Annotated in this window: 13 protein-coding genes and 1 pseudogene; all 14 read left to right on the forward strand. The window is 59.7% G+C overall.

The genetic code is table 11. The annotated features are described in order from the left end of the window. Positions 1-7 precede the first annotated feature (7 nt). Positions 8-6,205 (forward strand): DEAD/DEAH box helicase, encoded by a 6,198-nt coding sequence (locus F6S08_RS27300; RefSeq protein WP_315872593.1) that lies wholly within the window; start codon positions 8-10, stop codon positions 6,203-6,205. 151 nt (positions 6,206-6,356) lie between these two features. Next, positions 6,357-6,472, forward strand: a pseudogene (locus F6S08_RS27305) (IS5/IS1182 family transposase); the annotation flags it as partial. 337 nt (positions 6,473-6,809) lie between these two features. Then, on the forward strand, positions 6,810-7,535 hold the full coding sequence (locus F6S08_RS27310; protein WP_315872594.1) for a vWA domain-containing protein: 726 nt from the start codon (positions 6,810-6,812) through the stop codon (positions 7,533-7,535). Beyond that, positions 7,535-7,804 (forward strand): WXG100 family type VII secretion target, encoded by a 270-nt coding sequence (locus F6S08_RS27315; protein WP_258641893.1) that lies wholly within the window; start codon positions 7,535-7,537, stop codon positions 7,802-7,804. The genes F6S08_RS27310 and F6S08_RS27315 overlap by 1 nt, the downstream gene beginning before the upstream one ends. A gap of 16 nt (positions 7,805-7,820) precedes the next feature. Further along, complete coding sequence (locus F6S08_RS27320; RefSeq protein WP_315872595.1) at positions 7,821-9,131, forward strand: hypothetical protein; 1,311 nt, start codon at positions 7,821-7,823, stop codon at positions 9,129-9,131. Further along, positions 9,128-9,463 carry a hypothetical protein gene (locus F6S08_RS27325; protein ID WP_315872596.1) on the forward strand — a complete coding sequence of 112 codons (336 nt, stop codon included), beginning with the start codon at positions 9,128-9,130 and terminating at the stop codon, positions 9,461-9,463. The genes F6S08_RS27320 and F6S08_RS27325 overlap by 4 nt, the downstream gene beginning before the upstream one ends. Continuing rightward, positions 9,456-9,686: a hypothetical protein gene (locus F6S08_RS27330; protein WP_315872597.1), complete on the forward strand. Its 231-nt coding sequence runs from the start codon at positions 9,456-9,458 to the stop codon at positions 9,684-9,686. Before F6S08_RS27325 ends, F6S08_RS27330 begins: the two co-directional genes overlap by 8 nt. Continuing rightward, positions 9,683-12,448 carry an FtsK/SpoIIIE domain-containing protein gene (locus F6S08_RS27335; RefSeq protein WP_315872598.1) on the forward strand — a complete coding sequence of 922 codons (2,766 nt, stop codon included), beginning with the start codon at positions 9,683-9,685 and terminating at the stop codon, positions 12,446-12,448. The genes F6S08_RS27330 and F6S08_RS27335 overlap by 4 nt, the downstream gene beginning before the upstream one ends. Next, entirely contained in the window at positions 12,445-14,229 is a 1,785-nt protein-coding gene (locus F6S08_RS27340) for a Card1-like endonuclease domain-containing protein (protein WP_315872599.1), read from the forward strand. Before F6S08_RS27335 ends, F6S08_RS27340 begins: the two co-directional genes overlap by 4 nt. Next, positions 14,226-14,693, forward strand: coding sequence for a VWA domain-containing protein (locus F6S08_RS27345; RefSeq protein ID WP_315872600.1), 468 nt, complete (start codon positions 14,226-14,228; stop codon positions 14,691-14,693). Before F6S08_RS27340 ends, F6S08_RS27345 begins: the two co-directional genes overlap by 4 nt. Beyond that, on the forward strand, positions 14,690-15,406 hold the full coding sequence (locus F6S08_RS27350) for a PP2C family serine/threonine-protein phosphatase (protein WP_315872601.1): 717 nt from the start codon (positions 14,690-14,692) through the stop codon (positions 15,404-15,406). Before F6S08_RS27345 ends, F6S08_RS27350 begins: the two co-directional genes overlap by 4 nt. Further along, positions 15,393-16,727 carry a serine/threonine protein kinase gene (locus F6S08_RS27355; RefSeq protein WP_315872602.1) on the forward strand — a complete coding sequence of 445 codons (1,335 nt, stop codon included), beginning with the start codon at positions 15,393-15,395 and terminating at the stop codon, positions 16,725-16,727. The genes F6S08_RS27350 and F6S08_RS27355 overlap by 14 nt, the downstream gene beginning before the upstream one ends. After that, entirely contained in the window at positions 16,724-20,167 is a 3,444-nt protein-coding gene (locus F6S08_RS27360; protein ID WP_315872603.1) for a DEAD/DEAH box helicase, read from the forward strand. Before F6S08_RS27355 ends, F6S08_RS27360 begins: the two co-directional genes overlap by 4 nt. After that, a complete protein-coding gene (locus F6S08_RS27365; protein WP_315872604.1) occupies positions 20,161-22,101 on the forward strand; it encodes a hypothetical protein in 1,941 nt (646 codons plus the stop codon). Before F6S08_RS27360 ends, F6S08_RS27365 begins: the two co-directional genes overlap by 7 nt. Positions 22,102-22,104: the final 3 nt, after the last annotated feature.

Here is a 22,104-nt window from a genome sequence, read left to right on the forward strand (position 1 = left end):
GAATCCCATGCTCTATCAAAAAAATTATTTTTCCGCCCTGACCACCAACCTCAGCACCCGCAGTGAACGTGCGGCTCAGGGTCTGCTCAGCCTTGGCAATCCCCATCTGCGTCAGTTCCTACATGATCAGCTGACCGCATCTCCCGGAACTCCGGGTGCCTGGCTTGCGGATCCGGTTTTCGAGCCGACCTTTGGCTGGGATGAAAGCGATGAAACCATGAGTTCTCTGGCAGGAGGCAGCTGGCTGCACCGACGACTTGCCGAGGCCATGGCTTCCCCGCCCAAGGATCTTGCCCAGGAGTACTCCTTCCCCGGCGACCGCCATCTATTCACCCATCAATTGGCGGCCTGGAAAATCCTCAACAGTCCGGAGCGGAAATCTCTGGTTGTGACCAGCGGCACCGGTTCGGGCAAGACCGAATGCTTTCTGGTGCCCGTCCTCAACCATTTGGCAAAAGAGATCGAGGCTGGTGAAGACCCAGAAGGTGTTCGCGCCCTGTTTATCTACCCGCTGAACGCGCTGATCAACTCGCAGCAAAACCGCTTGGATGCCTGGACCGATGGTTTTGGCGGCCAGATTCGACACTGTCTGTACACCGGTGCCCTGGAAAATGAACGTAAGGCTTCGGACCAGCAGTACAAAGGTCAGGTAATCGACCGTAAGAGCCTGCGCGAACGTCCGCCACAGATGCTCGTAACCAATGCCACCATGCTGGAATATATGCTCATACGCAAAGACGATGAGCCCATCCTGAAGAAATCTGCAGGCAAACTGCGGTGGATCATTCTTGACGAGGCGCACACCCATATCGGCTCCCAGGCTGCCGAGATGGCACTATTGCTACGGCGTGTGATGCTTGCCTTCAAGGTTGAAGCGAAGGATGTGCGTTTAGTTGCGACTTCGGCCACCTTTGGCTCGGATGAAAAGACCATCGAAAGCCTGCGCAAATTCCTCGCTGACATAGGCGGAGTTACTCCGGAACAGGTAGAGGTAGTGCAGGGCCATAGGGATATCCCCGGCCTGTTGGATGTGACGCCCGATGCCAAGCATGACCAGCCTGCCGCCATTGCAGCCATCGATGCCGAGCAGGAACAATCCGCTCCGCGCTACCAGCGCCTCGAGTCCAGCCCGACAGCCAGGCGTCTACGTTCCTTGTTCATTCCTGCGGGACAAGTGAAACCACAAAGCCTAAAAGGGATGACCCGGGAGTCCGATCTAAGTCCTGTCCAACTGCTGGCCTGGCTGGATTTGATGTCAGGCACCAAGAATGCCGCTGGCATTTCCTTCCTGCCATTACGTGCCCATCTCTTCCATAACGTGATCCCAGCGATCCGAGCCTGCGTGGACCGTAACTGTACACACAAGGCCAGCACCGCACTCAACCATGCCGACTGGCCATTTGGCTTGGTGTATACGGAGGAGCGAACCCATTGCAACTGCGGCGCGCCGCTCATGCCGCTAGTTTCCTGTGAAGAGTGCAACGAGAGCTTCTTGCAGGCTGTTGCTACCAGCCATGGGAAACTGATCGACCCATCACTACAGCAGGTCGATGAATTTTCCTTGGACGAGGAAACTGCCGATACAAATGATCCGACTGAAGACCGCATCTCACTAACCCAAACCCTGATAACCAACCGACCAGTCAACTACAGCTACCCGGAGTTTCTGGATCCTACCAGCCAGAAGCTGATGTTCGACGGCCCCAAGGACGGATACATCGGGCTGCAGCTGTTCAGCAGCAACAAAAATGAATGCCCATGCTGTGGTGCAACCATTCAAGGGCGCAGCCTATTGCGCCCCGCACGTATTGGCACCCCCTTCACCCTGAGCACAGTGATTGGAACCCTGCTGGAGTTCTGCACGCCAGACTCGATGCCGACAGGCAAGCCGTTCCAGGGCCGCAAGCTGATCTCCTTCACTGACAGCCGCCAAGGTACCGCTCGTATTGCGGTCAAGCTGCAGCAGGACTCCGAGCGCAACAGAGTTCGAGGACTGGTTTATCACCGCCTTTTGCAAGCGCAGCCCGCCTGCACTCTATCAGGGGAGGAACAGCACGAACTGCATGAGCTGCTGGAACTTGAGGCAGCGGAGAAATTGGGGCGCTTCGAGCAAAAGTACTTACAACAGTTGCTGGAAAAGCAGGCTGAGTACGCCAAAGGTGCAGAAATCAGCTGGACCGATATGGTCAACCATCTGGCCGGCACGCCGGAGCTGCAGATGGCCATGCTGGACTATTATCACAGCCTCGCCCCGAAGACTTTTGGCAAGCAAGACAGCATCGCCCTAGCCAGCATGCTTCTCGCACGCGAGTTCTATCGCCGACCAAAACGTGCCAATAGCCTGGAAACACTGGGACTGGTGCAGGTTTGCTATCCCAAGCTGGCAAGCATCAGCAGCAAGCCCATGGCCTGGCCTGCGCACCAGACGGTCGAGTCCTGGCGCTCTTATCTGAAGGTGCTGTTGGACTTCTTCGTTCGTGAAAACACCGTTCTGAATATTGACAAGCGGTGGCAATCGCTGATCGGCGCCAAAATCAGTCCCAAGTGGGTGGTAGAGCCTATTTTCGATGGTAAGGCGGACAAGCTTTCCCGCCGTTACACGCGCTGGCCGGCAGTCAATACGGTCAATGGCATTCAATCACGCGCAATCCTGATGCTCTGCAAGGCTTTCAACTACTCCACGTCTACACACAGGGATCAAATTGACTCGATCCTGAGGGATGCCTGGCATGCACTTACCCAGCAGACGAAGCTGCTGATTTCGTCCGGCGACGGCTATCAGCTTGATCTCAAGGACGTGAGTTTTCGTCTGCCCAACGAGGTCTATCTCTGCCCTGTATCTCGGCGCTTTATCGACACGCCGTTTGAGCAGCTCAGCCCTTACACCCCCCGTACCGACCGTAACATGGTCGTAAATGTGTTGCCCTACACCTTGCCCCGCCCACCGGAAGCCCTTCTGCATATTTCCGGCGATGATGGACTGCTGGCGATCCGCGAATGGCTAAATCAGCACCCTGATATTCAGCAGCTTCGTAAAGCTGCTCTCTGGTCGGACGTTATGGATCTGGTCATTGAGGGCGGAAACTATTTCCGTGCAGCCGAGCACTCGGCCCAACAATCCAAAAGCAAACTGGATGCCTACGAAGCCCTGTTCAAGACAGGCAAGCTGAACCTGCTTAGCTGTTCGACCACAATGGAGATGGGGGTAGACATCGGCGGCATTAGCGTGGTGGCCATGAATAACGTCCCACCGCACCCAGCCAACTACCTGCAACGGGCTGGCCGTGCAGGCCGCCGCCGCGAAGGACGCTCTCTGGCCTTGGCCGTCTGCAAGAATACCCCGCATGACCAGAGCGTGTTCAATAGCCCACTCTGGCCCTTCAACACCCCCATGCGCATGCCCAAGGTGTCTCTGCAAAGCCCCGATCTGATCCAGCGTCACGTCAATGCCTGGTTGCTCTCGCACTGGCTCAAGCACGTTGTCACAGCCCAGGAAATCAAGTCGATGACTGCTGGCACGTTCTTCCTCGAAGGCGAAATGCCCATGTCGCTGGCGACTCGTTTCTGTCTGTGGTGCGACAATCAGGCAAGCAAAGTGGAGCCACTGGTGGCTCAGGCCCTCAAAGACATCACTTGTCGCAGCATTCTTGATTCAACTCCGCAGCCTGCACTGCTTAAGCGCACCAGCACCAACCTGAGCGGAGTCACGCAGGCATGGCAACAGGAGCACTCGGCCAGCTACGCGCAACTGCAGCAGATTGACGACAAGAAAGCCGCAGCCTCCCGCGCCATGGAAGCCCAGCTCAGTCGCATTGAGAAGGAATACTTACTCAGCGAGCTGGCTAACCGGCGCTTCCTCCCGGGGTATGGCTTCCCGACGGACATCGTCAGCTTCGACAATCGCTGTATGCAGACCCTGAAGCAGGAAGAAACTGACAAACGCGAGGACAACCGCGCCCGCTATCGCTCGCTGGCATCTCGAGACCGTATCACCGGGCTACGCGAATATGCACCAGGAGCCGAACTGGTCATGGACGGTCTGGTCTACAAATCATCCGGCATCACGCTGAACTGGCACGCCCCAGCATCTGCCGAAAACGTTAAGGAGCTGCAGCTCTTCAAAAAAGCTTGGTTCTGCCGTCATTGTGGGGCCAGCGACACCGCAATCAACCCAGGACTGGAAATCAACTGCCAGGAATGCGGTGCCCCTATCGGACGGGAGGATATCCGGGAGTATCTGGTGCCTGCAGGCTTTGCCGTGGACTTCTTCGACGAACCGCACAATGACATTAGCCAGCTGCAATATGTGCCTGTCCAGGCTCCGTGGCTGAATGTACGTGCTAACTGGATATGCCTGGCCAACCCGGCATTCGGTCAGTTCCGCTTCAGTCAGCAGGCCCACCTGTTCCACTACACCTCAGGAGCCAGCCAGAAGGGCTTCGCCATCTGTCTTGAGTGCGGGAAAGCAGAGCCCATGCTAAGCCATCCCGATACGGCTGCTCCAGCCAACGAACAGCATCTGCCAGCCATCTTCCGCCAGAAGGCGGAACACAAACGCCTGCGCGGCGGCAAGAGTGACGATGGGGAGAATATCTGCCCCGGCAGCCACAACAACTGGAAAATCAAGCAAGGTATCCACCTAGGCCATGACAGTCTCACCGATGCGCTTGAGTTGGTACTACGCAATCCCTCCAGCGGTGAGCTCTTGTACGATGATGTCTCTGGCTATTCGATTGCGGTAGCACTTCGGGAAGCGATCGCAGCGGAACTGGGCGTGCAAACTGAGGAGTTGGGTTGTGACTGCCGCCCGATCAGGGTTGATGGCTATCCTGCCAGTGCCATCCGGGTCTTCGACCTGCGTAGCGGTGGGTACACCACACAGGCAGCAGAGCGACTGAATGAGTCCAGCCTGTGGCGGCGGGTTATCAGCCGTCTCGACAGCTGCAACTGCACGCATGCCTGCCAGCGTTGCTTACTCAGCTTCGACACTCGCTTTGAGGCTGATCGCCTCGATCGCCATGCCGCACTGGCATGGATCAATCAGGCCTGGCTTGCCGGCCTGGCACTGCCAACCGAGCTCGCGGTCTTCGGCCCGCAAAGCCGGGCGGAAATTTCCACCCTACAGGAAGCCGTCGAGCAGGCTCTCACCCAGGACGACACAGCGAAGACCCTTGCTGTTTATCTCTCGGCTCCAGCCGAAGACTGGGATCTGGCCGTCGCACGCCGTCTGCGACATCAACTGCAAAGCTGGGAAGCAGCCGGGCATCAGGTGCAATTGCACATACTGGATAGTACCTATGCAGCCCTGCCAGCTGACCAGAAGGAATGGCTTGTAAGACTCACCTTCAGCGGCATCCAGATCTGCCTCCATGAGGCCATGCCGGATCTTGGTGCTCTAGCGCTGAACATCACCCTGCAGGGCGCGCGATGCAACACCGCCTGGGCCAGCGACAATGTGCACCTGACTATCCCAGGCCATACTTGGGATCTAGCTGCGGCCGGTGCGCGGACTGTTCGGGGAGCACCACCCGCGCTGCTATCAGATCGAATACTGAATGCATCTGACCTGATGCCGACCACAACCCCCGGCCTGATCAAGGTTGAGATCGGAGGTCAGTTGGATGGTTCGCTCAGCGGCTTTGCCAAACGATTCTGGGAACATCTCAGAAATGAGGCAGGTAGCATCCTAAATGAGGCACTATCAGGCGATGACCCTATTACAGAGCTGGTCTACAGTGATCGATATGTATGCAGCCCGCTGGTCGTGAATCAGTTGGTCAACGTGATTCATGAGCTTGGACGAGTCAGTGCTACCAACTTCGCCATCCGCATCCAGGGTCGCCAGTATAAAAAGGATGACAACCGGGCGCCATGGCAATGCCGGCATGACTGGCACTCATCTCGCGAGCGCGACGATGCCATATGCCAAGCATTGGAATACTGCGGCCTTAGCGGCGAGGTGCTCAGCCTTTCTTCCTTGCCGCACTTCCGCAAGTTGCACCTGCAACTCCGCTCCGGCAAAAAACTGACGGTCCAGCTTGATCAAGGACTTTCGTATTGGGAGGCCGACCGTAGCGAGAAGTCCTATATGCTCAAGTTCGACTTCGCAACGAGTCGACTTGGAGAGGAAATTCTGGAACATATCCGGTGCAGAGTTGTAGCTGCCAGCGATGAGAACACCCAGGTTTTCCTTTCCGTTACCTGATAACCCCGTAATGTAGGGCCGGCTTACGCCGGCCATTTACAATAAACTGAGACAGGCTCGGGTCAAATCAACTCCACTGACCATGGCGTCACTCCTTCAATGGACCATGCCACCATGTTCAACCGTAAGGGGCCGGCGAACACACCTTAAGAAGGAGCACCGCCGCCTGGCGACTCGCTACTGCAGCTCGCAACAAGTTATGCAGCAATGGTCACATTGGCCTGCTGCCGGCGGTGCTTACGACACCTCTTTTCGTACAGTGCCTAGGACTCGTTATCGACCACGTGCTGGTGCCCCCGCAGAAAAGTGGCGCTTTGCTACCTATATGGGTAGCATGGCCTAATCTCTCGCAACCTGATGTCGGTAGACGACGATTAAGAACAAGGAAGTCTTATGCGCCAGATGGTCACACGCTGCCCGGGCTGTTTCTCCTCCTTTAACGCCCTTACTCCTTTCTCTAAGCCTTCCCGGCATCACTGGCTGCCATCAGCCCCGATGCGCCCTTTCCACTCTTCGTTAATACTTTCCGTTTTTCAATGAACTCGTGCGACCAGCGCGGCCTGCACACCGGCCTATTCATCATCATTTCCAAGGAGTATCGCGCATGAACACTCCCTTTGACCCATCGAAATTTACGACTCCAAAAGCCAAGCCGCTGCCCGTTATCCTTTTGCTTGATGTCAGCGGCAGCATGGGCGGAGAAAAGATCGACAACATGAATGACGCGGTGCGCGACATGCTCGACGTGTTCCGTGGCAACGAGACCAGCGAGACCGAAATCTGGGTCTCGATCATCACGTTCGGCTCAGAGGTCACGCTGCATCAACCCCTGGCCAGTGCCAACAACATTCAGTGGCAGACACTTGCAGCCGGCGGCATGACCCCGCTGGGTGTCGCGCTTGAAATGGCCAAGGCAATGATTGAAGACAAGGACGTTGTGCCATCGCGCGCTTATCGCCCGACCGTGGTGCTGGTCTCGGACGGACAACCGAACGATGGCTGGAAAGGCGCGTTGCGTGACTTCGTAAACGAAGGACGCTCCGCGAAATGCGATCGTATGGCCATGGCCATCGGTGCCGATGCCGACGAGGCGGTTCTTGGAGCATTTATCGAGGGCACGCAAAACCCGCTTTTCTACGCAGAAAATGCCCGGCAAATGAAAGACTTCTTCAAGTTTGTGACCATGTCGGTGACCTTCCGCACCAAATCGCAGGCACCTAACGCCATACCGCCAGCGAGCTCGATCGATGCCCAACCAACGACCATTGGCGCCCGACAGGAGTCAGCGGTGCCGACGGCACCCGATGCAGATGATGGAGGCTACTGGTAATGGCACAGGCAATTGGCGATCCGGAAGAACTAGAGCGCTTTGCGTATGCACTGCAAAGATTCACCGACGCGCTGAACGACAGTGTTGGCGCCCTGGATGGCGCATTCCTGTCGCTCGGTGACACCTGGCAGGACGAGAAGCGCTCGCAGTTCGAAGACGAGTTCAACATGCTCGTCCAGCAACTCCATCAGTTCAACGCGAATGCGACTGAGCAGGTGCCCTACTTGATCGCCCTGGCGTCACGCCTGCGCGATTACCTTCAGAGCTGAGGATGTCGCAAGGGCAATGGCACTCGTATCCATAGGGCAAGTGGAAAATCTCGAAGACCTCGTACGCGATCTGCAGGCCATCCATGAGGCCCTGGAGTTATCCTGCCGAACACAGGTTGCCCTGGCAGATCACAAGTACGAAGACGCTCACAACGCCTCACAGCGCAGCGAGGGCTTGCTGGACGACGCCATGCAGCAAGAACTGGACGCCTGCCAGGCGTCCGAGGACGCCCAGCAGACCGTGGACACCGCATATTCCAGTCTCTACGCCGCCGAGAGCTCGCTGTCCAGTTGTATCGCCCAACCGCTCGACGAAGACGGGTCGAGTCCTGATTGCTCCTGGGAGCACGACTGCGCTGACCAGGCCAGGGCCGAGGTGGACCAGGCCTGCAACGCGCTGGAGCAGGCACGGGCCGACTTCGAACGGGCCATGGAGAACCGAATGGCGATGGAACGTCGCCTGGAAATGACCAGGCAGGCCGCCTCGATGGCTGCGCAAGCACTGGCGCAAGCGCAGCAGGAGTGCAATGCACGGCTTCTCGGCGTCGGCCAGGCCATCGATCTTGGTGTTGCACGCCTTTCTGCGGCCCAGCAAGCGCTGGAGGCCTACCTCGCGACCCATCCCGTCGCTGCGGACTTCCGTTCCTGGCTGAAGTGGGACCCGGTAAAACAGAGTGGAGTCGTCACACCGGATGTACTGCGGGATCGAATGAACCTGTCGGCGGAACATCGGCAGATGCTCCAAGAATACCTGTACGAACGAAATCCCGAGTATCGGGCGAAGGTCGACAGGTTCCGCGAGCAATGGGTTGCCGCGAAAGGCGATGTCGAGCGCAACGGGGTCGTGCGCAAGGTCCGCATCGAGCTGTGCGGCGAATTCGGTGAGCAACTGGTTCGCCACGCCCTGGCGCCACTGGGTGGTCGCATCGAGACACAAGGGCGGACGTTCGTTGGCGACAACGGCCGCTACACCAAGACCGACCTGCTGATAACCGACCTGCGTGTCCCAGTCGTACTGGGGCGTGGGCCGGGCATGGGGGCACCGGTGGGCGGCTCGCTGGCGTTGGAGGTGAAATGCGGCAAGGCCCAGTACCTCTTCGCGCAGAAGGACCACATGGTGTTCCAGGCCGAAGGACACAAGCAAGCGGATGCGCAATGCACGCTCTGCTCGCGGGACATCAAGGACCTTTCGCCCGAGAAAGAGAAAGAGCTGCGCGATGCCTTGCGCGAGGCGGGCTCGCCTCTGATAGGCATGCTGCCGAGCAAGAATGAGATAGACCGGTCCTGTCTTGATTTCATCCGCCAGAGCGAGGAGAAACAGCCATGAAAGTGCGATTCGCCGTACTGGAGCCTGCCATCCTTGAACAGGTCTGGGCAGGAGTGGAGCAGTTGCAGCGCGCGGTCGATACCGGCGACATGGATGACGTAGACGAAGCCACGGCGCACTTGCTGGAGTTGACCGCAGGCTGCCGCTCGATCGACCTGTCCGAAGAGCGGTGGCAGAGGTTCCTGAGCGAAATCAGGTGCGAGGATCCGGACTTTGAATCCCGTTACCTGCTACCGGGCAAGCTGTGTGCTTCGTTGCTTCCAGGCATCGCCACCGATGCGCATGTCCTGGAACTCCCCATGGACGATGTTTCGGGAGATGTCGATGTTTGACGATGTCATGGGACTGATGGCGGCCTGTGCAAACAGGTTCAACGCTGGGGTGCGGGATGGATTCGGCACCTCCATCGCCAACGAAGTGCTCTCCCCGATCCAGGAGAACATCGCCTGCCTGCGCAGTTTCAGCGAAGACTACCAGCGCCAGGTCACGGCCATCGACGGCCTCCTCGAGGAAGCGCAAGACGTAGGAACTTCACAAGGGGAGCGTGATGTATGAAGGGATCGCCCGAGCATCCGGACCAAATCGTCTCCAGGATCATGCAAGCCATCGCCGACTATCAGGAAGGCCTGACCCGCATCGACCGTGAGTTCAATGCCGCCGCGAGCAGAAGAGAGCAAAACCTTCGGGGGCTGCGCAAAGACTTGCAAACACCCCAGGCTGCCTCGACGGAAGAGGCCTTGCGGCGGCTGGCAGATGAAGAACGACAGACGAACGCCAGCCGCGCGCAGCGGACAACGGCCTGGCGATCAACGTTTGTGCTGCACTGGGAAGGTATTGCCACAGACGCGATGCGCTCGGCTGAGCGGCTTCGCCGCGAACAGCCTGCGTTGACGGATCTGGTCCCTAAGGCGTCATGGGCGGTCACGGAAATGCCTGAGCGCTTGTATCTCGGCTCTCGGCAACTGGGCTTCGAGGATCTCTGCTGTTCGACGCCAAACGCCATCCCCTTCCCGTTCTCCAGCGCCCTGGCGTTTTCTCAAGGCCACACGGGCCACACGCAGTGGATATCCGGCCTGCTGCTGCGCTTGCTCTCTGCCCTGCCCCCGGCGCAGCTGGAGTTGACGTTCATCGATCCGATGCGACTGGGACAATCGGTCGAGCCGTTTCTGCCCCTGCTCAAGGTCGAGCTACTGGTACCGGCACAACGGGTACTGACGCGCGCGGACGAGATCGAGTCTGCGCTCGGCCAACTGACGAATGACATCGAAGAACTGCTCCAGCATCGCTTCAGTAACGAGTCCGCGAACTGGTCGGCGTACAACGCGAAGTACCCCGAATGCCGTCTTACGTACAAAGTGCTGGTGCTTTTCGATGCGCCGGAGCAACTGTCCGAAAAAAGTCTGTGGTTCCTCCAGCGATTATGCGAGAACGGCCCGCGCTGCGGCGTCCTGCCAATCATCGCGATCGACGAGCAGCGCTTGAAGGACCAACGCTACGAAAAACTCCGCTCGACCGCAGCGCAGGCGGTCGCGGCGTTCGATGCCCTTTTCGCAACATCGTCCGTCGCGCGCAACGGTCTTTCACTGACCTGTAAGTCCGAACAATGGCCCACCCAGGAACAGCTGGGCCCCTACCTTTCGGCGCTCGCCGAAGAGTGCGCCCGACAGGCACGGTTCAGCCGGTCGATGAAGGATCTCTGGTCAGGCTTCTCCAGGGGCGCCACGACCTGCGCAGGCTTTGACATCCCAATCGGATGGACAGCCGCCGGCGCGCCCGCCTCCTTCGTCCTCGGTGCCACAACGTCCGAACACCATGCACTGCTCGCTGGCAAGACCGGGTCAGGCAAGTCGAACCTGCTGCATGTCCTGATCCACTCCCTGTGTCAGCGCTATTCACCGGCGGAAGTCGACCTTTATCTGTTGGATTATAAGGAATCGACGGAATTCAGTGTCTATGCCGACCCGCCCCTTCCCCATGCCCGGCTGGTCGCCACGGAAAGCGATCCCGAATACGGCACCACAGTCCTTCGCCACCTGGTGGGTGAATTGCAGAGGCGCGGATACATGTTCAAGGAGAACAAGGTCTCTGACTTCGCCAGTTTCCGCGCCAGCACAGGTGAGCAGCTACCCAGAGTCCTTCTGGTCATCGACGAGTTCCAGGTGCTCTTCGCCGGCACACGCTCAGTGGCAGAGGCAGCAGAACAATTCCTGTCGCAACTGTTGAAGCAGGGGCGCTCATTCGGCATTCATGTCCTGCTCGCGACGCAGACTCTCAAGGGTATAAATGCCATGTCCTTGGGGAGCATCATCACCCAGTTGGGCTGCCGCATCGCCTTGGCCTGCGGCCAGGAAGATTCAGCGATGATCCTGGGCGCGAACAACTGGGCAGCGGCGGGACTGCAGAGCCCGCCCGAGGGCATCATCAACAACGCCAACGGGGCCAGGTCCGGCAACGTCAAGTTCCTGATACCCCTAGCAGACAGCGACACTTGCCGCGAACACATCAGCACGCTGGCGCAACATGCTTCGCGTCAAGGCATGGCGGACAAGACCCGGATCTTCGATGGTGCCCACCTGCCTGAGCCGCCTTGCGCCACTACCTACCAGAACGTCTGTTCAGGAGACGGTGCCCTGCTGCTCGGGCAACAGCTGACGTTCGACGCCGACATGCTCACGGTTCCGCTCATCAAGCGCCCGGCCTTCAATGTCCTGTTCAGCGGCTACAACGATGCAATCCACGACGGCTTGCTCAACGCAACGCTGTCCAGTCTGGTGGCATCCAGCCGTTTCGACGAGATCATCTACTTCAACGCACGCGGCGTCACTGCGAAAGGCCAATTCACCTCCGGGTCACATGCGCCTGGCGGTCCCGTGCAAGTGTTCGACGACATCGCGGCTCTTCCGTTGCAAGCCATAGCCGACTCAATCGGTAGTCGCCGCGTCGCCTTGATCATCGACGGTCTCGACTCGGAAAAACTATTGCACCCACCGACCGCCTTCAAGGCCCCCAAGCCAGGTGAGCCGCCCTCTCCCGGCGATCTGCTCAAGCGGATCGCCGAGGATGGTCCGCGCCAGGGGGTGTTCGTGTTCGTCTTCGTCGAGCGCTGGCAGCGCTGCGCAACGGCATGCAAGGAGCTCTTTTCCTGCTTTGAACAGCGCCTGGCGTATTGCATGACCGAAGACGACGCCGGCTCGCTCATCTCCACCGGAATCGGCAAGTTCAAAGGTCTCGAAAAGCCCAACCGGGCCGTTCTGATGAACCGCATGACCGGTGAGACCACCTGGTTCCGCCCCTACGTTGCCAAGAGTTCCCTATGAAGAAGTTTCTACTCACCTGGTATGGCATCACGGATTTTCGCGCATCGCTGGGATTCGAAAGCACGGAAGGTCCGATCGCCGCAGCGCTGGCGGCAGAGGACTACAGCGAAATCGTCATTCTTGGCTACACACGAAACGACCTCCAGGATGACACGTCGCCCCCCTCCTGTACGGACCTGGCGACACGGCTAGCGGCGATCCATGCTGCCAACCAGCAACAGGATCGCGCCGTGACCAACGATTTCGTCTCAACGTTTGCCAATACGCCCGCCGCCCACGCGCACTTCGCCTGCTGGCTGGAGGCGCAACTGCCGAGGTTCGGCAGGCAGGCGCACATTTCGCTGAAGAGCGAAACGCTCCGCGAACTGAACGACTCCGAAGGCATCTACGCCTGTGCCATGCGCGCCCTGGATTTTGTCGCCAAGGCCGCCGGCGAAAAACTCGTTACGCTGTACCTGAGCCCTGGTACCCCGGTCATGGCGTTCATGTGGGCATTGGCAGCCTTGGCCCATCCTCACCTGAAGAAACGCCTCATAGTCTCTCCCGTTGTCGGCAAGCCGCCGGAAACCATTGCCCTGCCTGCCGAATGGCTGGAGCGCCACGGCGCCAGCCAGGCGGCGATCGGCAATGCCCACGAAGGGTTCGCCGTGACCTATCACCTGTTCGGCGAGCAACGCATGCCATCGCTGCTGGGCATCCGCCAGTTCGCCTCCAACCGGCATGTGTTCGTGAACTCCCAAGACTTCCCGGCGACCTGCATGCGCGCGTTCACCCAGGAAGCGAACTTCGAAGAACTCCCGGTCGACCCGTGGGACGCCAAGGACGTGCAGGAAAGGATCATTGCCCACGCCAGGACCTTGCCGCCTGGCGCACGTATCGGTGTGAACCTCACCGGCGGTACCAAGCTGATGTTCGCAGGCGCACTGTCCGCAGCCCGGGCACTGGGGGCCGTGCCCTTCTACTTCGACAGCCGCAACCAGCGCGTGACCTATGTCGATAGCCTGCTTCGGGAGGCCATCCGCCCCATCGACTCAATCGAAACCTTCCTGCTGCTCAATGGCGATGGGCTGAAAGTGTCTACCGTCGAGCCCGAGGACGAGCTATCGGCGGACCGCCGCCGCCTGACCAAAACACTGTGGAAATACCGCAGCAAGGTCGCTGATGCCTACACCGCCTTGTGCAGATACAGCAACGAATACGAAAGAAGCCTGCAAAGAGGGGAGCCACTGACACCGTTCCGCATCGAATGCCACGGGTTCGTCTTCGCCTTCACTCGGGAAGCCGAAGCATCGGTTGTCGGCAACGGCCTGAACCTGCACTTCAATCACTGGGCGGGTTTCGCCAAATACCTTTCCGGTGGCTGGTTCGAAGAGTTCGTCTACCTGCAATGCAAGCCCTACGAGGAGCGCGGCGTCATTCGGGACCTGCGAATCAACCTAACCCTGCAACTCAACCAGGACGGCTCATTCCATCGCGACGTGCAACACAACGAGCTCGACGTCACCTTCACCGACGGGCATTCGCTCTACATCGTCGAATGCAAGGCGGGCAAGGTCACACAGGAGCAAGTGATGAAATTGCAGAACCTTGTCCGCTTCTATGGTGGTGTCGAAGGTCGCGGCATCGTCGCCTGCTGCTTCCCCCCAAGGTCGGACTCGGTGCGCAAGAAAATCATCGACGCGAAGCTGGCACTTTGTTGCGGAGGCTCCTTCCTGGAACAGCTCGATGGTTTGATGAGCGGGATCGCCGCGCGCGCCAGACTGGCCGGGGAGCCTGCATGACGCTCTTCCTGGTGTGCGACACTTCCGGCAGCATGAGTGAAGGGGGCAAACCATTCATCACAAGGACGGCGGTCATGACCATCGCCCAGTGGATGCATCTGGCGGGCGGGCAGGAACAGATCAGGTTGTGTGCCTGGGGGAGCGAAGCGGTCTTCAGCGACTGGAGCATGACCGACGACTACCCGGAGCATATGCTGGTGTGCCGCGGCACATCCAGCGCAAGCGCGCTAACCCGTCTGCTGGGTGATTCACCGGCCGGAAAGGTACTGCTGCTGACCGACGGTTTCTGGTCCAGCACCGAGGCCCGGCACCTGAAACAGTGGCGTGCGGTGCTTCGCGACGACTCGGTACGCGTTATCAAGACTGGTGTGGACGCCAATCCGCAGCTCAAGGGCTCGGACGTTTTCCTTGCCGAGGACCTGTTCGCAGCGCTGGACGGATGGCTGGAAGTGCCCTCGGCATGACGTTGTGGAAGAGCTTCGGCGCCAGCGTTCCAGGCCCCGCGCACCTGGCTGCCGGACTCCCCAACCAGGACGCATGGTCAGCCTTCCACCGCGACTGGGGAGACGGCATCGTAGTTTCGGACGGCCTCGGCTCGAAGCCGTTTTCCAGTTTCGGCAGTAAGGCGGCCTGTCAGGCTGTAACACAGGCTTGCCGCTCCCGCGCCGAAGCCAACCCGGCGTCCCTGCTGCAGCGCATCACGTCGAACTGGCTGTCCCTCGTCGCACCACTCGAACCCAGTGATTGCGCCGCCACATGCCTGTTCGCCTTCCGCACGAAAAACGGCGTGATCCACCTGGGCATGCTGGGCGATGGCCTGGTCGCGGCAATCAGGTCGGATGGTTCGGTGATGTCCCTGGCGGACGACAAGTCGCAAGGCTTTTCCAACATCACGGCAGCACTGTCCCAGCGCGTATCCGAGCGGGACTGGCAATTCTCCTCGCTGCCGGAGCGGGATTGCCTGGCCATCCTGCTCTGCTCCGACGGCGTGGCGGACGATGTGGAGGACATTCCCGGCTTCGTGACCGGCGTGATCGACGCGCACCGTTCGATGGCCGCAGTCACCGCCAACCAGTGTCTTCAAACAATGCTCGAAAAATGGCCTACCCCAAAGCACAGCGACGACAAGACCATCACTTTTCTCTGTCGCGAGGAGATTACCCATGGACAAGACTGAAGGGATAAAGCCCCTGTGCGACGAATACGGTAATCACCACACGCTTGCCGATGAGCTCGCCAGGGGCGGCCAAGGCGTCGTGTTCCGCACCAAGGACGCGGACCTGGCCATCAAGCAACCGCTCAACCCCAAGGGTGAGCCGGACACCAGCAGCGACCTTCGTCACCGCTTCCAGAACATCCGCCTGCTGCCGCTGCCGCCACGCATTCCACTGTCGTTACCGCTGGCCATCCTGCGGGATCAGCCAGGGTACGTGATGCGCCTGCTCAACGACATGACGCCCTTCAGCGTCTTCGATCTCGACGGCAAGACGAAAAAGGACCTCGAAGAGCTGCAGCTCATCCTTCCTGGGTGGCTGGTGGACGTCCCTGACAAGGACCTGGCGTTGCGTCTGGTCCATTACGCTCGTACGGGCTCGACCCGCCGTCGCCTGTTCGCACTGTCTGAGTGCGCTGCTATCCTCGCCCGCCTGCACTGCTCGGGGATGGTCTACGGCGATATCTCCAGCAACAACGCTTTCCTCGGTGCGCAATCGAACGATGTCTGGCTCATCGATGCCGACAACCTGCGATTTGAAATGCCCTGTGGAGGCATCTCGGTCTATACGCCGGCCTATGGCGCACCGGAAGTGGTGCGGGGCACCGATACTTCGCGCCCGCGGTCGGACTGCTGGGCATTTGCGGTGATGGCCTTCAAGACCCTTGCCCTCTGCCATCCATTCATCGGCAAGGCCGTGCTCGAACCCGAGGAAGATGACAGCGGCTGGGACTCCGAGCCAGAGACCGACGGCCAGACTGCTGACCTAGACGAACAGGCGTACGCGGGTTACCTGCCCTTTATCGATGACACGAAGGACGACTCCAACGCCGGGGTTGGAGGGCTGCCGCGTGAGCTGGTCGCCACGGCCGGGCTTCGCCGGCTCTTCCAGGAAACCTTCGGGGCAGGAAGACTACAGCCGCATCGCCGTCCAAGCATGGCCTTCTGGGCACTGGAACTGAAAAAGGCGCTCGACCACTCGCTGCACTGCGATACCTGCGCGATGAGCTACCTGTTCGACGAACACACCCAATGCCCTTATTGCCGAGCACCTCGTCCACCCTTTGCCTGCGCCCGGACATCGCGGGGCGAGATCGTGATTCCCGCCACCACCCGGCACTTCACCCTGCCGCACCGTCTTTTCCATCCTTTTTCATTCGAGCATAACGAGACGCAGGCGTACGAAGTCGACCTCGACTTCACCGCCAGGACGGCACGTCCTGTCCGAGGCACCCCTGCTTTCCCCGATAGCTTGACCTTCACCTTCGAGGCGGGCGTGCAATGAAGTTCCAGGACATACCAGCCGATATCCTTACCATCCGCGTCCGACCGGTTGGTCAAGGCTCGGCAGAGTGGCGCGACCAGGCCGTCTATTCGATCGAGAACGATCTCTCGCGCCCCGATGAGTTCGACCTGCGTCTCAAGGTCGCAATGATCGCCGTGCAGACCGTCACACCGATCGATAACCGGCGACTGAGCGCCGAACTCGCCATTGGCCGCGCACTGCTCGCGCAACTGGCCAATCGTGCTGCCGACGGCAGCATGGAGCTACAGATCGCCTTTTTCTCCGGACCGTGCCTGGAGATGGGTGAACTGGAAATCGGCGTGGACGACTATGCCGAACGAGCATTTGCAGAGCTCGAGCACCGCAGGAACGGCCCCAAGGGTGAACAACTCTACAAGCTGCTGGAGCGCCATTTCTGCTTTCGACAAGGCGACAGCGATTTCTTTTTTCTGACCGCAGGTCCGGCCATCGACGAGATGCTCAAGCCCGACCCCGTCCCGGAAGAGGAAGTAGCAGACCCTGAGGAGTTGATTCCGGATCCGGAATCGCAAGCTGGCCAGGAGCCAGCGCCCAGCGACGTGCAGCTCGCTCGAATCCAGCAACCAACCCGCAGCAACTCGTTCTGCATCAGCGGGGACGGATTGCGCTTCGTGGCGACAGAGACGCCCTTGCCCCAAGGCAAATCGATTTTCCTTACCACCCGCATGACCAAGGCCCGCAAGCATCCGGACCGTGCACTACGCCTGGTCAAAGGCAAGCTTCACTTCGCAGACTGGAGCCGGGCCGGACATATCCGTCTCCTTGCCAAAGCCCAGATGACAGCCTTGACTCAGGACCACGTCAGCTACTTGAGGAAATGGGATGAGTTCGGCGATCTCGAAGGTGAACTGCTGCTGGACAAGGCGCGCGTGGTGGGAGTACTGCACGTCGCCGGCGGCGTCGAGAACAGGGACGGAACCGTGGCCGTACGCGTGACCCAAGCCTCCGAGGCCGCACTCAAGGCCCTGGACAAAGGCCAGGTCGGCGAGCTCCGGTGGGTAGAGGAGCTCCCGGACTATCTGCTGGATCCCGCCCTGCACTTCAAGGATTTCGCCAGCGGCATCGAGCACAGGGAGCAACGGGAACCCGCGCCCGCCCAGGAAGAAACACAGGTCAGAAATAGGCATTACGGGGTGGGCGAGTTCGACAAGGCATCGAACACGCTCAAGCTCAAGACTGAAAGACTGCCGGAAAAGTCCGGCAAGCTCATCCTCTCCCTAGCAGGCGAGGTTGCCCAGATCAAGCGCCGCCTGGTGGCGCGCCGAATGATTCTCGAAGGCCGGGCCGCCAATCCCCAGCTCGGCCTGCTGATCGAGGAAAAAGGCGTCATTACCCAGACCCGTAGGCCGTCACCTGTCAAGCCGCTGACGGCGTTCGTCCTGAGCAAGGTCTTCAAAAACACGCCCACGCCAAAACAGCTGGATGCCATCAGCTGTGCCTTGGAAACCCCGGACATCGCCCTTATCCAGGGACCTCCCGGAACCGGCAAGACTACGGTCATCGCGGCCATTCTCGAGCGTTTGAACGAAATGGCGGACAAGCGTGGCATCGCCATCAAGGGCCAGGTGCTGCTGACAGGGTTTCAGCACGACGCAGTCGAGAACATGATCGAGCGCCTGTCGCTCAACAGCCTTCCCGTTCCGAAATTCGGCAAGCGCTCCAATGCCGCCACGGATGACGCTAGCCTCTTCGAAGAACGGCTCGATCGCTGGTGTGGAAAGCTCGCCACCGAGCTGCGTGACCGAAACCCGCAGATCGCCGAAATCGAGCAGGAAACCGAGATCAGGCACCTGTACCTGCAGTACCTCCAGACACCGACACGAGTACTCGCCGCCAGCCTTGCCTCCCGGATCGCAGCGCTCGGCATTGCTATCCTGGGCGAGAAGCAGGTACGTCAGGCTGAAAACCTGAAGAAGAAAATGGGCCTGGAAGAAAAGCTCAATGATGCCAGCCACCAGTGGCTCGACGTTGTGCGTCGCCTTCGTTGCCGGCCGGAAAGCTTTGCCGACGATGGTCCCGAACGCGCCGCCGATGCGCTGGCCGATCTCGGTGAGGTGCTGGACAGCGAGGACCTTGCGTTGCTCGACGATGCCAGCCTGTGGCGTAACGAAAATGGCCTTCCGCCGTTCCTGCAGCGGTTGGCGACACTGAAGAGGACGCTGCTCGCCCGCTTCAGCGCTCCCCCGATTTTCCGCATCGAAAAAGCCAACGACGAGATCGTCGCCCTGGCAGACGTGGCGATCGAGCAGATCAAGCGCAAGGGGCACTCGGGCCGGGACAAGAAATCCGCCGCGCTGGCGGAGTTTCTCGCCCAGCTCGGCAACAATCCGCGCGCCATGCTGGAGGCTGTATCCGACTACAGCTTCGCCTTCGCCGCGACGTGCCAGCAAAGTGTCAACCGCAGGATGCAATTCCAGAAAGGCATCAAGGGGGGTGACACCAACCTGAACCAGCAGCGCCTGGAATACGAATACGTGATCGTCGACGAAGCCGCTCGCGTCTCGCCACGTGACCTGATGGTGCCGATGGCACAGGGCAGGCGCATCATCCTTGTCGGCGACCACCGCCAGCTGCCGCATATTATCGATGACGAGGTCGCACGCCGGATGGAAGACGGCGAAAACGGCCCGTCGGAAACCGACTGGCTGAAGAAATCGATGTTCCACTACCTGTTCTCGGAACGCCTGAAAACCCTGGAGGAAGGCGACAAGATCACTCGCCGGGTCACGCTGGACAGGCAGTACCGCATGCATGAGCTGCTGGGCGACTTCATCAGCCGCAACTTCTACGAGCGCTTCGACCCCTCCGAGAAGTTCGGCTCAGCAAGGCCAGCAGTCAATTTTGCCCACGCCCTCCCCGATACAGGCGGAAAACCCGCCGCGTGGTTAGAGGTACCCTTGGAAAAAGGCAAGCACCGACGCAGCGGGACCAGTTGGATTCGCCCGATCGAGGCCACGGTGATCGTGCACCAACTGCTCGCATGGATGAATTGCGCGGCAGGTAAGGACCTGACTTTCGGGGTGATTTCCTTCTACAAGGCGCAGGCCGACTACATCAGGCAGCAGCTCGGCACGCTCGGCGACAATGACAAACGACTGCGTATAGGCACGGTTGACTCGTTCCAGGGCATGGAGTTCGACGTGGTGTTCCTATCGACGGTGAGGACCGTGCCGCAGTCGTGGAAATCCGCTACCGATGACCGCGAAAAACAGGCGCAATCACTGTACGGTCACCTTTGCCTCTACAACCGCCTGAATGTCTCGATGAGCCGCCAGAAGAAACTACTGGTGGTGGTCGGCGACCCGAGACTGTTGGAGGGCGATCTTGCAGCCGAGTTCATTCCCGGGCTCGTTGATTTCCATAAGCTCTGCCGCGAACAAGGAGTCGTACTGGAATGTTGAAACTTCTGGATTACGGCACCCCTGATCCGTTCGGAGCAATTGTCGGCCGACGCCGCAATCTGTCCTGGCCCGTCGATGCCTACCGGATCACCCTGCCCAGACCTGAAGAAGATGGCCTGAGGCTCAACCCGTTCGAGCAGGTCATCCTCAGTCTGCTCGCCCTGGGTAAGATGAACTCGCAGGCACTTGCCGAGGACACGTGCATTCCGCGCGACCTGGTCGAAAGCATTCTGTTGCGCCTTCGGGACAAGGGGTTGATCGACGAATTCAATAGCGTCCTCGAAGCATCCGACAGCAACACGGCAAGCGGCGTCGACAGCCCCGCATTCGTTACCGCGCTGCTGTTTCGCGAACGGGTCAGCGGGCAGGTTCTGCCCTTCATGCAAGTGCTGGAGCACCAGCCATTGCGCAAGCAGGAACAAAAGCCGGCCGTCTACAAGATCCCATCCGCCAGTGCCGAATCCACGCCGCTCACCCAGCGTGATGTGATCAAGGTGGCGCGAACGATGCAGCGAAGATCCGCGATTTTCGGGAAGGAGCAGCCATTACCTGCACTGCATCAGATCGTGATCATGGACAAGCCGGAACGGTACTATCTGGACTGCCCTATCGCCATTCAGAGACGCGACGGCGAGTTCCGCATCGCTGACCCCTTCGGCAACGGCTTTTCTCTGGTACTTGAACGGGCATTCGAACAGTTGCTCGAACAGGACGAACCCACGGCTGACTGGCTGGGCAGGTGGAAGGCAGCACTGCATCAGCCACGCTCGCCCTCTCCCGATCAGCGTGTAAAAGAACCCTTCGATACGCCTTACAACCAGCTGCACTACCCCAAGCTTCTCAGCAACTTGCGGCTGCTGCCGAACGCCGCGTTCCGCTCCATCGCCCAGCTCTATGCCGCCGTGGAGTGGTCGTTGTTCCATGCCTGTGCCAGGCGTCCCTTCGAAGGCGATATCCAGCGCTTGAAGTTCACCCCACAGGCGGAGCACGCGCAACTGCTTGGCCTCGCGGCCAGCGAGGTCGGGCTGCTACCACCTGGAGCCGGTTTCAGGCCTGTTCGGGAGGGTAAGCTACAGGACTTCATGAAGGGAAAGGCGGAGCTGGAAACACTGCTCGCCCTGAGCATCCTTCGCGCGCAGGGCGATGATTCTCATCCCTTGCGACGCCTGGCCGCGCTCGATCCCGCACTGATCAGCCATCTGCTCGAAATCAAAAGGGCACGTGACGAAAAGGGACATGGGAAAGGCAGTGCCGACGCCCCGGAATCGGAGTTGCTGGCAGAACCGCTGGTGCGCGAGATCATCGAAACCATGCTGCCGGAGGTGACCTTCTCCCGCGAGCCGACCGCCAGTAGCAACCCAGATACCTATGCGGACGTGTTGCTGGATGCCCGCGCCGGCATCCAGGACGCGTTTGGCTTCGGCGCGTTCAATCGCCTCGGGACGAACGTGAAAGAGCGGCTCGTCCATGCGGAACGGGTCTTTCTCTCCTGGCATGAAGGAGACGATGCCCTGGCGTTCGTCCGTGACCTATATGCGGCAATGCAGTCCGTCCTCGAGCTATCGCTGAACCGTTGGCTGCCACCGGACATGGCAGATGCGCTGCTGATCGAGGCTGCACAAGACAGGGCCATCGAGGCCGGCCTGTGCCATCGACTGCCGTCAAGCCTGCACACTGTGAGGTCTTCGATTGTGCGCCAGACGCTGCAAGGCAACGGCCAGTCGCTCGGGGCCTGCATGATCGCGTTCCTGCTGATGGCCGACGATCAGACCCTGAAGTCCATCTCGGCGACCCAACCGTCTTTCGTCGACGATGTAGCCGCGCTAATCGCCAGACGCGGGCACGGGAATGAGCCACTGCCACTGGCAAGCAAGGATGTCGCGAAGCTGCGCAAGGCATCGTACAAAATCATCAAAGCACTGATTGAGGTATAGGAA

The organism is Pseudomonas sp. JV449, assembly GCF_032424295.1.
Lineage (GTDB): Bacteria > Pseudomonadota > Gammaproteobacteria > Pseudomonadales > Pseudomonadaceae > Aquipseudomonas > Aquipseudomonas marginalis.

Excerpts from the sequence above, each read along its gene's own strand:
- F6S08_RS27360 (WP_315872603.1), top strand. The coding sequence starts at position 16,724 with ATGAAGTTCCAGGACATACCAGCCGATATCCTTACCATCCGCGTCCGA.
- F6S08_RS27355 (WP_315872602.1), top strand. The coding sequence starts at position 15,393 with ATGGACAAGACTGAAGGGATAAAGCCCCTGTGCGACGAATACGGTAAT.
- F6S08_RS27300 (WP_315872593.1), top strand. The coding sequence starts at position 8 with ATGCTCTATCAAAAAAATTATTTTTCCGCCCTGACCACCAACCTCAGC.
- F6S08_RS27320 (WP_315872595.1), top strand. The coding sequence starts at position 7,821 with ATGGCACTCGTATCCATAGGGCAAGTGGAAAATCTCGAAGACCTCGTA.
- F6S08_RS27340 (WP_315872599.1), top strand. The coding sequence starts at position 12,445 with ATGAAGAAGTTTCTACTCACCTGGTATGGCATCACGGATTTTCGCGCA.
- F6S08_RS27325 (WP_315872596.1), top strand. The coding sequence starts at position 9,128 with ATGAAAGTGCGATTCGCCGTACTGGAGCCTGCCATCCTTGAACAGGTC.
- F6S08_RS27315 (WP_258641893.1), top strand. The coding sequence starts at position 7,535 with ATGGCACAGGCAATTGGCGATCCGGAAGAACTAGAGCGCTTTGCGTAT.
- F6S08_RS27350 (WP_315872601.1), top strand. The coding sequence starts at position 14,690 with ATGACGTTGTGGAAGAGCTTCGGCGCCAGCGTTCCAGGCCCCGCGCAC.
- F6S08_RS27335 (WP_315872598.1), top strand. The coding sequence starts at position 9,683 with ATGAAGGGATCGCCCGAGCATCCGGACCAAATCGTCTCCAGGATCATG.
- F6S08_RS27365 (WP_315872604.1), top strand. The coding sequence starts at position 20,161 with ATGTTGAAACTTCTGGATTACGGCACCCCTGATCCGTTCGGAGCAATT.
- F6S08_RS27310 (WP_315872594.1), top strand. The coding sequence starts at position 6,810 with ATGAACACTCCCTTTGACCCATCGAAATTTACGACTCCAAAAGCCAAG.
- F6S08_RS27330 (WP_315872597.1), top strand. The coding sequence starts at position 9,456 with ATGTTTGACGATGTCATGGGACTGATGGCGGCCTGTGCAAACAGGTTC.
- F6S08_RS27345 (WP_315872600.1), top strand. The coding sequence starts at position 14,226 with ATGACGCTCTTCCTGGTGTGCGACACTTCCGGCAGCATGAGTGAAGGG.